General features: G+C 67.9%; 11 protein-coding genes. 1 reads left to right on the top strand and 10 read right to left on the bottom strand.

Annotated features, from left to right (window positions below):
* Positions 1 to 4: 4 nt before the first annotated feature.
* The 8 genes from ACIG3E_RS33615 to ACIG3E_RS33580 all read right to left on the bottom strand — a co-directional run bounded on the left by ACIG3E_RS33615 (position 5) and on the right by ACIG3E_RS33580 (position 9,940).
* Positions 5 to 1,816, bottom strand: a complete 1,812-nt coding sequence (locus ACIG3E_RS33615; protein WP_399623442.1) for an ATP-dependent nuclease — start codon at positions 1,814 to 1,816, stop codon at positions 5 to 7.
* A 1,315-nt stretch (positions 1,817 to 3,131) separates the two neighbouring features.
* Positions 3,132 to 4,397, bottom strand: a complete 1,266-nt coding sequence (locus tag ACIG3E_RS33610; RefSeq protein ID WP_399623441.1) for a PTS transporter subunit EIIC — start codon at positions 4,395 to 4,397, stop codon at positions 3,132 to 3,134.
* Positions 4,398 to 4,665: 268 nt separating this feature from the next.
* Positions 4,666 to 4,875, bottom strand: coding sequence for a hypothetical protein (locus tag ACIG3E_RS33605; RefSeq protein WP_399623439.1), 210 nt, complete (start codon positions 4,873 to 4,875; stop codon positions 4,666 to 4,668).
* A 592-nt stretch (positions 4,876 to 5,467) separates the two neighbouring features.
* Positions 5,468 to 6,373 (bottom strand): alpha/beta fold hydrolase, encoded by a 906-nt coding sequence (locus tag ACIG3E_RS33600; protein ID WP_399623437.1) that lies wholly within the window; start codon positions 6,371 to 6,373, stop codon positions 5,468 to 5,470.
* A gap of 225 nt (positions 6,374 to 6,598) precedes the next feature.
* Complete coding sequence (locus tag ACIG3E_RS33595) at positions 6,599 to 7,351, bottom strand: DciA family protein (protein ID WP_399623435.1); 753 nt, start codon at positions 7,349 to 7,351, stop codon at positions 6,599 to 6,601.
* The gene (locus ACIG3E_RS33590) at positions 7,348 to 8,655 is read right to left on the bottom strand and encodes a winged helix-turn-helix domain-containing protein (RefSeq protein ID WP_399623433.1); all 1,308 of its coding nucleotides are present in this window, start codon (positions 8,653 to 8,655) and stop codon (positions 7,348 to 7,350) included. The genes ACIG3E_RS33595 and ACIG3E_RS33590 overlap by 4 nt, the downstream gene beginning before the upstream one ends.
* Positions 8,656 to 8,820: 165 nt before the next feature.
* Positions 8,821 to 9,300: a hypothetical protein gene (locus ACIG3E_RS33585; RefSeq protein ID WP_399623431.1), complete on the bottom strand. Its 480-nt coding sequence runs from the start codon at positions 9,298 to 9,300 to the stop codon at positions 8,821 to 8,823.
* Positions 9,301 to 9,541: 241 nt separating this feature from the next.
* On the bottom strand, positions 9,542 to 9,940 hold the full coding sequence (locus ACIG3E_RS33580) for a hypothetical protein (RefSeq protein ID WP_399623429.1): 399 nt from the start codon (positions 9,938 to 9,940) through the stop codon (positions 9,542 to 9,544).
* Between the two features lie 572 nt (positions 9,941 to 10,512).
* On the opposite strand from ACIG3E_RS33580, the gene ACIG3E_RS33575 reads away from it, so the two are divergent.
* Positions 10,513 to 11,340: a helix-turn-helix domain-containing protein gene (locus tag ACIG3E_RS33575; protein WP_399623427.1), complete on the top strand. Its 828-nt coding sequence runs from the start codon at positions 10,513 to 10,515 to the stop codon at positions 11,338 to 11,340.
* Here the strand turns inward: ACIG3E_RS33575 and ACIG3E_RS33570 are convergent.
* Together ACIG3E_RS33570 and ACIG3E_RS33565 are read right to left on the bottom strand one after the other, a co-directional pair.
* Positions 11,300 to 12,481 (bottom strand): MAB_1171c family putative transporter, encoded by a 1,182-nt coding sequence (locus ACIG3E_RS33570; protein WP_399623425.1) that lies wholly within the window; start codon positions 12,479 to 12,481, stop codon positions 11,300 to 11,302. The genes ACIG3E_RS33575 and ACIG3E_RS33570 overlap by 41 nt on opposite strands.
* Complete coding sequence (locus tag ACIG3E_RS33565) at positions 12,482 to 13,099, bottom strand: hypothetical protein (protein ID WP_399623423.1); 618 nt, start codon at positions 13,097 to 13,099, stop codon at positions 12,482 to 12,484. It lies immediately after the preceding gene.
* Between the last annotated feature and the right edge of the window lie 120 nt (positions 13,100 to 13,219).

The following is a 13,219-nucleotide window of genomic DNA, read 5'->3' as shown; positions in this document are numbered from 1 at the left end:
GGACTCATTCGGAAGTTGCTGCCCGGGCCATCTTGACGCGGAACTCCTCCAGGCCCGGGGGGCGAACCTCCTTATCCCGGGCAGCCCGGTTCATTAGTGCCTCCTTCAGAAGATGGTTCTTGCCGAAGATCTTCGTCTTTGCCTGGAGAGCACCGAGCAGCCTCTTCGGCTCAACTAGGTCCAGCCAATCTTCATCCCAGCGGGCTCGGACCAATTCCAGTTGCTCAGACAAAACCGAATCCCATGCAGCGGCACGGTCCTCATGGATGCGAGCGAAGGCAATATCAAAATCGGGGATCGAGTTGTAATCCGCCCGTCGAGGTGGAGGGTGGATTCGATTCCTCGCCGCATGGGCGAGCGTTTCAGCTACCTCATCCATGAATGGCATGGCCAACTCCTGGAGCATCTCGTCCACCTCTTCCTCTGAGATTTTGCGGCCAATTGTTTCCAGAAACACGGAAGAGATAAGAGGCGGATGAAGCAGCATGCTTTCAAGTGCTCGACGAGGCCAGACATGAAGATGTGGATAGTCGACGGAAAGGCGCTGAACGTCTCCTACGGTCATGAGATCGCGATCCAACAGGCAGAGCCACGGCAACTGATTTACGCTCGCCGCCAAGGATCGATGATGGCTCAGGACCTCCTTCGAATTACCCGCCTTTACCACCTTGGCGCGACTGATCTCGTTGGGAAACAGCAAGAGCAGGTCATCCCCATCGCACTGACCTTCAACGACGAGCTGAAAATCCATCAGCATGCCGTCGGCGACATCATGCCCGAGTGACATCGACGCGCCATATGAGGTCGCTGGGCGATGCGCTTGGTTTCCCTTCTCTGAATCTCGGCGGACCTCAATAATGCAGCGCGGAGGGAGGGCTGCAACTAGGTCCCTTGAGTGGGTCACCCCCAGGACTTGTGATGACGATGGAAGGTCCTGGAAGTGGTTCATCAATGGAACTTGAACAGAGGGGTGAAGGTGGACCTCGGGCTCATCGAGCAGGGCAATGCCACCTGTCGTCTTCAGGTAATGAGCGAGACAAAGGAGCCCAAGGACGCCACGCTGCCCGCTGGATAGCCCCTCTAGCCCGTGATGATGACCATCTGGCAGGGCAACCGACAAATAGCTGGACCCAGCACTCCGCTTCGAGGAAGGTCTAAGCAGTAGCTGACCAGTTAGTTCCCTGAACTGTCCAGCTATGAGGGCGAATGCGTCTTCGCTCTCTCTTCCCTCTCGCTTGGCGAGCATCGATTCGTAATCCACTGAAGCCAGATACCCCTCGGTGTCTCTTGTTGGGTGATTCCAGCCGGAGTGGGACTTGATGGTTGCCTGGGGATTGAAGGGGGTTCCAAGACTGATAGTCGGACTGTTCTTGAGGGTGAAGATCTGGGAGGGCCCGACGAGGGTGATATCTGAGAATGAGTGACTTGCCCTGAACTCTGGCGAGAAAACTACCTTTAGTTCCTCATCGCCGGATGCCTGCCGCCGCCCACCATCTCCGATGATGATCCTGCGGCTATACTCATTCTTCGTTTCTGCGGGGCGCCCCAGCCTCTCTCGGCATTCGGCGTCGAGAATATCCAGCTCGTAGTCATTCAAGGTGAATGATGCCTCAACTTCGGCGTGGTCGCCGTGGGGGCCAATCGGGTGCTTCCCGACGTTAGTCCCTAGCGTGAGGAAGGCCAGAGCGTCCAAGATGCTCGTCTTACCTGCGCCGTTATGTCCGGTCATTACCGTGAGAGAGTGAGCGGAAATATCGGCGACGGAGAATTCCCGGACAGCCCGAAAGTTTGACACGGATAGGCGTGATAGGCGCACGCTTCACCTCCGGGCGGCAGTGTGGTCTCGAACTGGAACGACCACACAAATTACTGCGGGCGGCGAACTTTGGAAAGTCATTATCAAATCCCCGGAGTTATTGCTATACTGCGGCGCTTTTGATCTCGCACCCCTCGTGGCCAACGATGGATGAAGGCTGCGAGATACCTGGCTGCGTGATCACAGAGTGCGCTCCTCACAGAGGCGGGTGAGGCAGAAATTGCTGGTGAAGGAGCTGAGCCGTTCCCTACCGCGGCCCCTGCCACCTCGAGGCGCATACCGGTCAACGGCCGCCGGGGCGGCCCGGCGGCCGCGCCGCCCTTGCGAACGCGGCCCGGGTTCGCGACGTCCGCAGCCGCGAGGATGAACCGCGCGGTCATGGGACCGTGGCTGGCCACTTCAAGGGGCTGAAGGGGCTGAGTTTCAGGAAGGGATCGTGCGCCACCATGTTCGTCCGACACGTCTCATCCGCCGTTACCCCACTATGCCCCAGAGGCTCTCGCTGACGCCGCTAACCTCCTGGTCGATCACGCCGCCAACGACAAGCCGCATGTCTCATGAGACATGCTGAGCGCGAAGAACATTCCCAGGTCACGCCCTCCTGGGCTAGGAGGCTGTCGTAGAGCTCTTCCAGGAAGGGGAGACGGTTGGGGCGAAGGCCGGTCGGGGTGATGACGGCGACGGCGGGCTGGTCGTGCTGGCGCAAGGGCTTCTCCGTATGCATGGGTGGGCGTTAGGCACTGGTTGGGGTAGTCAGAGCGGGGGGCCGAAGCCGGTGGCCGATTGACCGGTGGGCGGGTTGCCCGGGTGCGCGATGGGGCGGGATTTGCCCCGGCCGTTGTGCCCACGGCCCGATGACGTAGCGCGCGGGTAGCGCAATCAGGTACAGGCCGGCGGGTATCGTCCGTTGGTATTCGGCGAGTTCGGCAGGCGTGGCTGGCAAAGGTGGCACCTGCGCTGCCGCTTCCTGCAGAAGGGCGGGGGCTGTGGCCTGCGCGCTCGGCACGCCGGTCCAGCGCAGGACGAGCATGCCGTGGCTGTCGTCGGGCTGCGGATGCAGTGCGGGCAGTCCGGGATGAGTTGGCCGGTGCCATCTACAGACCGGGTCTAAAACCATGATTGGGTAGATGGCGCCGATTCCGTAGCAAGCAGCCTGAACTCCTTCAAAGGGCATATCAGCTTCCTTAGACGTGTTGGGGTGCTGGCGGGCCCTTCCGGGCTCCGCGCATCCCAAGGTGGCGAGCAGCAGGTGCGGGGGTCATCGGCAGTTCTCCGGGTCGAGGGGCAGGGAGACGGGCCTGGTGCGCTCGGTGAGTCAGGAGATCGCGGGCGACTTGGTACTGGGCTCTCGTGTGCCCTCGTCGTCAAACCCGGGGGTGCGTCCCGGGGTGCGGAGGTTGAAGCGGCTGATCACGAATCGGAAGATCGTGTAGTAGATCGCTCCGTAGGCGAGGGTGAGGGGCACGAGCAGCAGCGGTCGCGCCGAGATGGAGTAGTTCAGCGCGTAGTCGATCAAGCCCGCGCTGAACACGAAGCCGGCATGGATGTCGAGCAGGTTCACGATCGCCAGGCTGAGTCCGGTGAGCACGGCGTGGATGAGGTAGAGGGGGAAGGCGACGAACGCGAAGCTCAGTTCGATGGGCTCGGTGACACCGGTGAGGGTGCAGAGCGCGGCCGCGGGCAGCAGCAGGGCGCCCACGCGGTGACGCTGCTCCGGGAGCGCGCTGCGCCACATCGCGAGTGCGGCGGCCGGAAGTCCGGCCATGTAGACCGGATAGAAGCCGCCCAGGAAGATCCCGGCGTCGGGGTCGTGTGCCTGGATGAAGCAGGGCACGTCGCCCTTGATGCCGCTACCGCAGTCGCCGGCGAGGTACCAGGCGATGGAGTTCAGGGGCTGGTGAAGGCCGACTAGGCCCAGGAGACGGTTGAGGGCCCCGAAGACGCCTCCGCCGACGACGGCGTGATCGGCCACAGCGGACGCGGATGCGGTGAGGGCCCGCTCAACGGCGGGATAGGCGAGGCCGAGCAGAGAACCTGCGGCGGTGGCTGCGAGGGTGACGAGGGCGTACACGGCGAACGGAGGGATGCGGCGGCGGCCGGCGGTGTGCTTCCAGACCGCTATGGCCAGCAGTGCGCCAACGATCCCAGTGAGCGCTCCGTATGGCCATCGGGCTGGTGGGGCGCCGAGCTGCTCGGCGGGCAGTGGGTTGAGGACGAGCACTACGCGGGCCAGGACGAAGTAGGAGATGAGGCTGGCGAGGACGGCTCCTGCGACGTGGTCCTTGGAACGGTTCAGGCCCAGGGCGACACCGACTGCGAACAGCGCCGGAAGCTGGTCGAGGGCGGCGCTGCCGGCGCCGGACAGTACCTCTGCGGTCTGGTGGAGGCCGTCGACTCGGCCAAGGAGATCGTTTTGGCCGAGGCGCAGGAGCAGACCGGCCGCGGGCATCGCGGCGATCGGTAGGGCCAGGCCCTGTCCCATCCGCCGCAGGCGGCCCGTGAGCGTGGTGGCCTCGGGGGGCGCTGATGCTGTGCGGCCGGGCTTGTCGACCGCGGACGGGTCGGTGGGGCGGGTCACCATGTGGGGTGCCCTTCGTCGGCAGCGTGGTGGGGTCGGCGACGAGTTCGCGGTGCCGGGGCACGGCAGGACATGGCGACTGCTCCGGATCGGGGTGGGGTGGGGTGGGAGACACGTGGGGGCGGGTCGTGGTACGCGCAGACCTGGCGAGGGCCGCGTCCTGCCAGCTTCGGCGGGGAGCTGACGGAGGGCCCGAGGGCCGCTCCGCCTCAGCCAGATCGCGATGGCTAGAGCAGAGCGGCGGTGACTTGGCCCTTCGGTCAGATGAAGATCACCGGTGTGAGGTGATAGTCCAGTCGGCTTGTCCGTCGGGGCCGGTCGGTATCCCGGGGCCCGGCGAAGTCGCGAAGGCGGCGGAGGACTTCGTCGTCTTGGGGGCGATACCCCAGCCTGTGTCGGCGGCGGCCGCCGGGCCGGAGGCCGCGACGGCGAGCAGCCCGGCCACGGCTGCAGCGGGCACGGCGTACTTGAGACGGAACATGTGATCTTCCTTCGGTCGGTGAGAGGTGGTCGGCCAGCGCGGCAGCACGCGAATGGGGCGTGTCTGTTGGCCGATGCGGTGCGGGCAGAGGCGGCCGCCAGGGCTCGGGCGCTGGGGCCGGACTCCTGAGGGAGGTGCGCGAAGGCGCAGTGCGAGATGAACGTGTCGGTGTCGTCCAGTTCGCGAGGGGCACGAGGCCCTCGCGCAACGCTTAGGTGGCGGCGGCACGTTCCGTGAAGGGCACTGGAATTCCCATGAAACTCCAAGGGTGTTCAGAGCATGTGGTGCAGTCAGTCAGCGCTGACGTATTCAGGTATACGCGAATTACCCTGTGGATAAGTTTTGCTGATTCCCTGGCCGGGCGACGGTCGAATGCCTGCCGTGAGCGCTCTCGGCTTCGAGAGCGAATAACTCCGTGTTTCGAGCAGGCGGTAGGAGGTATTCCCACCTCGGGCTACCGGGGGACGTCGCCCTGAGTCGCGGTGCGTCGAAGAGACGCACCGCTTGTCCGAGCCGAGCCGGGCCGCCTCTGCCGCCGAAAGGACGGGCGCGACCGGGCACCGCTGGCCCACAGCAGTCGTCGCGCTGTGGGTCACACGAGGGGCGTGTCCACTGCTTCAGAGCCTCGCCGTGCGGGAGAGGCTTGTGGGGATGAGGGACTGGCGGCCCGGTGGAGCGCGTGGCGGCAGGAACGTTCCACGGCGGCGACGACGTGCGAAGCGTGACGGGTGGGCAGGCGGTGGCATCCGCCGGGCACGATACGGAGGCGTGCGGTGGGTATTTGCGCGGCCAGACGCTGGGAGTGAACGGGCGGAATCGTCGGATCGCATTCGCCGACCAGAATGTCCACCGGTATGTGCTGCAGAACGTCCAGGCGGTGATTCACATCGTGCCGCATCAGTGCTTTGAACCAGTGGGCTGCGATATCGATGGGCGGCTGGGTGCTGAGCCGCGGCTGCCAGAGGTTGTGCAGGCGCAGCGCCGCGGCGGGAGCGCGGACGCACATGCTGGCGGCTGCGTGGCGCAGCAGGCCGAGCGCCCGGGTCAGGGGCGGGTGGTGGGCGGCGGCCAGGTCGAGACCGCCGCTGCTGGTTGCGACCAGGACCGCGGCAGTGATCTTGCTCCCGATGAGATGGGGGTGGTCGGCGGCTAGGGCGAGAGCCGCCATGCCGCCCATCGAGTGGCCGACGAGGACCACCGGCACATCGTCGGGTGCCGTAGCCGCGATGATGGCCTTAAGGTCGTGTGCCAGGAGCGCGATCGACGGGCGGGCCGTCCCGGTCGTGGACTGGCCGTGTCCGCGCTGGTCGTAGCGCACAACGAGGGTCGCAGGATGGGCCAGTTGGTCGACGGTCTTGTCCCAGATGGCGGACGTCGCCTGCCAGCCGTGGGCCAGGATGAGTACGAGCTCGGGGTCGTGTGGCCCGTGGAGGTAGAGGGCCAGGCGGGCGCCGTCCGCCAGTGAGAGGTCAGCGCGGGTGCAGCGGGGCTCAGGCACGGTCATCTCCTCGGCAGGCGCCAACGGCGGTTCAAAGGACAGCTCCGGCGGGCCGGCCTGTTCACGTCTTCGCGGACGATGAGGCACACGGACGGAAGGCGCGGGAGGGTAGCGCGCTGGTTGTAGTGGGCTTCGGTCTGGTGATGGCGGAGCGGTGTGCCCGCGAGCGCAGCGAGGCTTTGGCGGCGGGCAGTTCGGTGGCCTGCGCGCTGAGGGGTTTGTCTATCAGGCAGGCTCCCCCTTGGTCGCGCGGAGCGCCTCTCGGACGTGCTGGTAGCCGATGGACGGAGGGGGGCTTTCGGCTGCGGGCGCGGGGGTCCGTTCGCGGGCAGTGGGGGCGCTCGTGAGCTGGGCACGGGCCCGTCGGTAGCCGGGGCAGGCGTCCTGGCGGGTGCGTATCGGTGCGCTGGGCGGTCGTTTGGGCGGAGAGTCCGTCAGGGCGCGGCGTGCCCTTTCGGCGCCGGGCGCAGGGAGGCGGACCTCGCCAGATGCAGGGACCGGTGTCCGGGTGGGCGCGGGAGCAGGAGCGGGCGGTTTGGTCTCGCGGACGCCGGGTGCCAGCACGCGGATGCTGCGCACTACCTGGGCGCCGATCGCGTGATTCACCTGGTGTGTGAGGCGGGCGCTGGTGAGCCGGGCCTGGGTGGCCCACGCCGACGAGGCGGGCAGGAGGTCGAGTCGGCCGGTCTCCGCATCGAAGTGAACGGCCTGCAGGTACCGGGCGAGGTCCGGTGTGACGATGGCCGGCCACTGCTGCATCACCGATCCGCCGGCCGCCGGTGCTTGCCAGCCACGCTCGGTGAGGAGCTGGACCAAGGCACGCTCCAGGCCGACGGGCTCGCGTCCGTCGCGGCGCACCGCGGTGTTCTTCCGTACGACGCGCTGGGTGGGGGCCCCGTCGCGTTTTCTGGCGGCCTGACGGGCTGCGGTGAGTGCGATCCGCGCCAGGTCTGCGCCGGTGGGTTGTTCGAGGGTCACGTCGGCCTCCAGGTGTGGACAACGGTGCGGCCGAGCCGGGTCAGGCGCCGGGCATGGTCGACGACGGCCGGGGTGAACAGCTGGCGTGTGTAGGCCTCGCCGCAGGTGCGGGCGGTGGCGTGGACGAGTGCGGGCTGGGTCAGTGCGGTCGCGCGCAGCTCGGCGAGTGCGGCGCGGTCCAACTCGTTGTGGTCCACCAACCCGTCCTGGTCGACGGGAAGTTGCGGCAGCGAGTGCGCGGTCGATGGGGCGGGCAGCGCGAGGTAAGGGCCCACCGCGTCTGGGGGGACCGCAGCATATGGCGGCCGCGGGCAGGCGCCGGTCCACTCGGCGTGCCGCTCTTGTTGTGCGGAGCGGGCACCCTGCCACCAGGTCACGGCTGCGGCTCGCTTGTCGGGTGTGTTGTACAGCAGGTGGACGCCCTTGAGGCGGTGTGCGAGGAAGCCTGAGGGGCGGTGGATGCGGCGGGCTGCCGCCTCCTGTCCTACGACGGCGGCAACTTCGGTGGCGCTCCAGCCGGCGTCGGCGACGTGGCGCACGATCCAGGCGATGCGTTGTGTGGATGCCTGGTGCAGCCAGGGGATCTGGCGGATGAGCTGGGCGGCGAGCTGGTAGCGCCGCGCGACGTGGTTCTGCTTGCGGTCACTCGGATTCCTGGGGGGCGCGGGCTTGTGCTTCCCGGCGTCGAAGTCGTTCTCAGAGGGAAGGGGAGTGTGACCTGCAGGAGAGCGACTAGAAGTACTACCCACCTTTGGGGTGCAAGTGGCGTGGGGCGAAGTACCCTTCGCCGACGGGCGGTTAGGGCGCTTTGGCCGATTTCTCTTCAGGAGGCGCCGGGCCTCGGCGTGGAGCCTTTTCAGCAGCGGGAGGTGGTCCTGGGAGAAGCCGGTGACCGCTCGGATCAGGGTCGCTGAGGGGCGAGTCCGCAGGCCCGCCGCGGTGTCGAAGAGCGGTGGGATGGTCAGGGCGAACATGCTCGCGCGGCCGCCGATCCCGCTGATACGGGTTCCTTTGGAGCGGTAGGTGAGCAGGCCGGCCTCGCGGAGGATGCGCAGGTGGTACTGCACGGTGCGCTCGGAGAGCTGCAGCCAGTCGACCAGGACGCCGACGCTGGGGCGGCACTCGTTGAGGCGGGCGAGGATCTGGGCCAGGCGCAAGGTCGTGCTGCCGACCTTGGTGGGGCCGTGCGAGGCGCCGACGGCGGGTCCGTACTTGTTGAACCACAGCACGGCCTCCAGCCAGCAGGCGCCGCTCTGGGCGATGCGGCCGGCGGTCGTGGCCAGCCACTGGCTGCGCCCCGGCACAGGGAAGGAAGGTGCAGGATCTGGTGGTGTGCGCGGGGAGCGGGGGGCTGGAGGCAGCGAGGGCACAAGGGCTCCGTGCGAGGTCTGGTTTCGGGTACGCCGGAAGGGGCCCGTGGCGATGTGGGCCTGATGCGGTGCGGCGCGCGGTGGTTGGGGGGGCCGGCCTCAGCAGTCGAGCGCGAGCGTCATCTGGATGGGCTCGGACGGGGCAGGCTGCGGCGCGGGGTGCCGGAGCGGAACGGGTGCGTCGGAACGGGTGTTGGGAGTCCGGCGAGAGGCCGGGTGTCGGCACACGTTGCGTGGGATGACGGGGTTGGCGGCCTCTTCGGCAACCAGGTCCTGGAGGCGGCGGACGGCCTCAGGGGACAGGCCGGTGATGCGCCGCACCCGCAGGTAGGGGGCACCGCGGGTGATCATCTCCATGGCCAGGAGCTCAGCGCGGGCCCGGTCGTGGTTGAACTGGGGCCACTGGCGTGCGGGCTGCACGATGGCCGTGGCTGTGCGACTGCCTGGGGGCTGGGCGTCGTCGGTGGGGTCCTCGCGGAGCGTGCTGCCGCACAGTTCGGCGAGGGTGTCTTCGGGGAGCGCTTCGTCCAGGGCGCCGTCGGAGTCCTCGACGTCGTCGTGGTGCTGGGGAACGCTCATCGGCTGCCGCCCCGTGTTGAGGTGTGCCGCGCGTCGAGGGCGACGGGGCCGGTGTGCGCTGGGGCGGGCCAGTGGGGCGTGCGGAGAAAGGAGGTGTCGTCGGACAGGGGCGTGCTGAAGGCGCGAGGCATGAGTGCTTCCTGCAGGTAAGAGCGGCATGGACCGGGCGGGCAGGGCAGCGGGAAGCTGGGCCGCCGCCCTGTCCGGGGCAGGCGCGAAGGGCACGTGGCACAGCGCCGGATCAGGCGCGGGCGCTCACCAGGGTCTGCTGGGCGAGGGGGCGCAGGTCCGGCTGCGGATGCCGGGGGATCTGCGCGTCCTGCACGGCAACGTCGGCGGTCGTGCTGCCGGTGATGGTGGCCGTGTGGTCCGGTGTGGCGGCGGCGCTTGGGGTGCGGCCCCTGGGCTGCCGGAAGCCGCGACAATCCGGGGTGTCCGTCGCCCGGGCCCTGCCCCCACGGTCCTGCCGTACGGACTCGATGCCTGGGAGCAGTTCCTTCGTCTGTGTGGCGTTGGTGCTGGCGGGGGCGCGGTTGTTCGCCTTGTCGGGGCCGCGCAGTTCGGCGTCCGCACCGTGGGCGTCGGCGCCTGGCCGGCACTGGCCGGGCGCTGCGGTGCCGCTGCGGGAGGCGTCCTGCACTTCAGGGTTGCCTGACCTCAGCGTTTCCTGCCCCCGCGCCCGGGGTGGTGCCGCAGGCGCCGGCGCCAGGAAGCTCGCGCCCAGCGCCACCGCTGCACGAGGCACGATCGGATACCGAAAACGGCGAAGATCTCGCGCTGTTGCATCTGATGGTGCGACACTCATCCTCGTCTCCAACATTTTGGTGATGGCGCCGGCTCCGGTCCGAGGTTTCTCAGGCCATGGGTGACCGGGACCGGCGCTCCAGGAAGCTCCGCGACAGGGCGCGACAGAACGAGCAACTCCGTCGGCGCCAAGTAAAATTGACACTAAGGCAACTTCGTACGGCGATCAAGCGACTACACACCAACTCCTGCCATTGGCCTGTTCAGGGCGCGACACGCCGAGCCTGCGAACCCGAACACAACGGGACAGACAGGGCCACGGGCCGTCGATTAATCCGAGCGAAATTGACACCAGCTCCCCGCAGCGAGCGGCCACTGGCTACGATGCTGGGGCCGTGACAGTCAGCCGTACGGGAGTCCGTGATGCCCCAACGCCATTTCGATGGCCTACGCCTGCGAACCGCACGCTTGAGGGCCGGCTACCGCAACCAGGGCGACTTCGGCAAAGCGGTAGGGGCCTCCCGCACCGCGGTCAACACGTGGGAAGGCAGCCGCGGAGGCGGTCCCGACCCCGAACGCCTGCCGACCCTCGCCAGGGCCGTGCACGTCGATATTGACACCCTCTTCCCCCGGCACGGCGACCCCGACCTGGCCGACCTGAGGTGTGACGCCGGGTTCGCCCAGTACGAGATCGACAAGCAGCTCGGCGCCAAGGGTGCCGTGGGCGAAGCAGAAAGGGGGGTGCGCAGGCTGTCGCCGGCTCTGGTCAGCGCGCTGGCAGCCGCCTACGGCGTCGGTGAGGACGAACTGCGGGCCGCGGAAGAGCGATCCTTCGGTAACCTGCCGGCGACCCTCGCCGAGAAGATCGAGTACCTGCTCGCGCGCATGTACCCGGGCGACCAGCAGCCGCCGGAGGATGCGGACATCGCCCGCGGCGTCAACGAGGCCGTCGGCCGTGTAGTGATCACGCCTGGCGAGGTGACGGAGCTGCGCGAGGGGTCGATGACGGAAGTGGACGTGCCCCCCGTCGTCCTCAGCGGGCTCGCCGAGGCCCTCGGTGTCGATGGCACCTATTTCCAGCCCGCGGCCGCGCAGTCGACCGTGATGACCCTCGTCGAGGCCGCGCGGACGCTCAACCTCATGCGCGGGGGCCACATCACGGGTATCGCCGCCCGCGGCATGGGGCCCGACGGCCTGCCGCCCAAGCTGCTGCATCTGGTGAACGATTTCGTCGAGCAGCTCCAGGACGTCGAGCTCACCGGCTGGGACCAGGACCGAGGCTCTGCCACCAGCTAGTCGACCGCAGAAGCATGCGTGCCTGTGCCGTCCAAGGGGGCGTAGGGGCTGTGCCTGTCAGGGCGTTGGACACGGCGAGGAGCTGCCCGACCTCCGTGGCGTGGTCGCTGTCCGGCAGGAGCGTGACGGGGGTGTCGTGGTGCGGGCTGCTCTCCCCGCGGCGAACGGCCTTCACGGCGTCCGTCAGGCGCACAGCGAGGTCTTGCGGGCATGACGTCAGCGCGGACAGGGCCTGCCCGGGCCCGAGCAGGTACGGGCTGACACGGACCAGGCCGTCGCGGCATTCGATGACCCGGCGGGCGTAGCTGCGGTGTACGTCCCGGCGTCCCCAGCCAGTGTCCGGCAGCACGGTCTCGGGAAAGGCGGTGGACAACAGCCGCCACAGGGGTTCCAGCTCACGGTGGGCGCGCCGGTGGAACAGCCACAGGCGACAGGCCGCGTACCGGCTGCGTGCGCCGGGCCAGGTGACACCGATGACGAAGAGGGGGATGGACGTCATCAGCACCACGGCCGAGGCCCGGCCGAGTTCGGTGGCGACGGGGTGCTGGGTGAAGAGGTTGAAGTCCAGCCCCGTGCTGACGGTAGTGAAGGCCACCATGCCGACGAGGCCGGCGGTGGCTACCCAGAGACCGGCCGCCTCGGCGCCGTGGGACATCCGCGCGTAGCGCCACGTCTTGCGGCACGACACGGTCAGCGTGTAGGTCACGTACATCCCCGCGGCGATGTAGGCCGCGACCAGGAGGACCGGCATGCGGGCTTCCCCGCCGCCGTAGAGCGACTCGTGATCCCGCAGGGGCACGGTGGTGCCCACGATGGCGCCGACGACGACCAGGAAGGCCACGCCCTCCATACGAGCTCGACGGCGGGCCGCCGAGCCCCCGTCGGCGGAGTAGAGACAGAAGATCATCAGGCTGAATGTCATCGCCATGAACAGGACATCCGCGAGGATCTTCGCCGTGCCGATGCCGACCAGGGTGTCGACGCTGATGCTCCACGTCGGCAGGACCAAGGGGTAGACGCCCGTGGCACACACCAGGGCCAGGGTGAGCCATCGCAAGGTCTGGTTTCGCGGGGCGCGCGCCAGTTGGTAGGACTTCCAGCCGGCCGCCGCAAGGACGATGAAGAACACCGTGAGGTACATCTACGCCCACCATCCGTGGCGGTCACCCAACGCCGAGTGGACCCGGCGCAGCTCGGGGTGGGGGGAGCTCGCCGGGGCGACCTCGTCCAGAACACACGCCCACGCGGTGACGATCGTCGCCGCCCGCTCGGCTTCGCACTCCTGGGCAGTGTCGTAGGTGCAGCGCGCCATCACCCGCTGCACCGTGCCGGGTTGGAACATCCCCAACGAAACGGGACTCAGTTCACCCTTGTGCTCTCCGCAGATGTGCCCCATCACCTCGTGCAGGATGATGTGCCGCTGGTGCATGAAGCTCGTGTGCTCCTGGTACAGGATCAGGTCGGCGTGAGGGGTTTCGACCCACAGTCCCTGCGGGCCGGGGACGGGCATCGGGCAAGGCCGCAGCAGGATGGGCCGTTGGCGCTTGCGCTCCACGGCCCGGCACAAGGCGGCGATGGTCAGCGGCGGCCGGATGTCCAGTTCGCGCAGCTGTCGACGGAGTCGGCGCTCAAGGTCCCGCTCCGCTCTTCGTTCGCTACGACCATCCCGGAACGCGCGGGCCGCTCGGCGCAGCGATCTGGTTCTCCAGGCGGTCGTGCTGGTCGGCTCGGCCTGCCCCTGGAGATCGATGCCAAGCATCGTTGCCTCTCTGCTCTCGTCCCGTCTTTGTGGCTGCTGCGCGCGTAGAACCCTCTCCGGGCCGCTGGTGCTCTTTCTCATGCCCCCCTGCGCCTGTCTGCCTGTTGCGGTCCCCCGCGC

It is taken from the genome of Streptomyces sp. NPDC053474, assembly GCF_044544845.1.
GTDB lineage: Bacteria > Actinomycetota > Actinomycetes > Streptomycetales > Streptomycetaceae > Streptomyces.
The sequence above is the reverse complement of the archived record's forward strand: the minus strand, read 5'-3'. Positions and strand labels throughout refer to the sequence as shown.

What these genes read in the sequence shown, in the direction of transcription:
- ACIG3E_RS33610 (WP_399623441.1), bottom strand. Translation starts at nt 4,397, where the DNA reads ATGGTGACCCGCCCCACCGACCCGTCCGCGGTCGACAAGCCCGGCCGC.
- ACIG3E_RS33605 (WP_399623439.1), bottom strand. Translation starts at nt 4,875, where the DNA reads ATGTTCCGTCTCAAGTACGCCGTGCCCGCTGCAGCCGTGGCCGGGCTG.
- ACIG3E_RS33585 (WP_399623431.1), bottom strand. Translation starts at nt 9,300, where the DNA reads ATGAGCGTTCCCCAGCACCACGACGACGTCGAGGACTCCGACGGCGCC.
- ACIG3E_RS33570 (WP_399623425.1), bottom strand. Translation starts at nt 12,481, where the DNA reads ATGTACCTCACGGTGTTCTTCATCGTCCTTGCGGCGGCCGGCTGGAAG.
- ACIG3E_RS33565 (WP_399623423.1), bottom strand. Translation starts at nt 13,099, where the DNA reads ATGCTTGGCATCGATCTCCAGGGGCAGGCCGAGCCGACCAGCACGACC.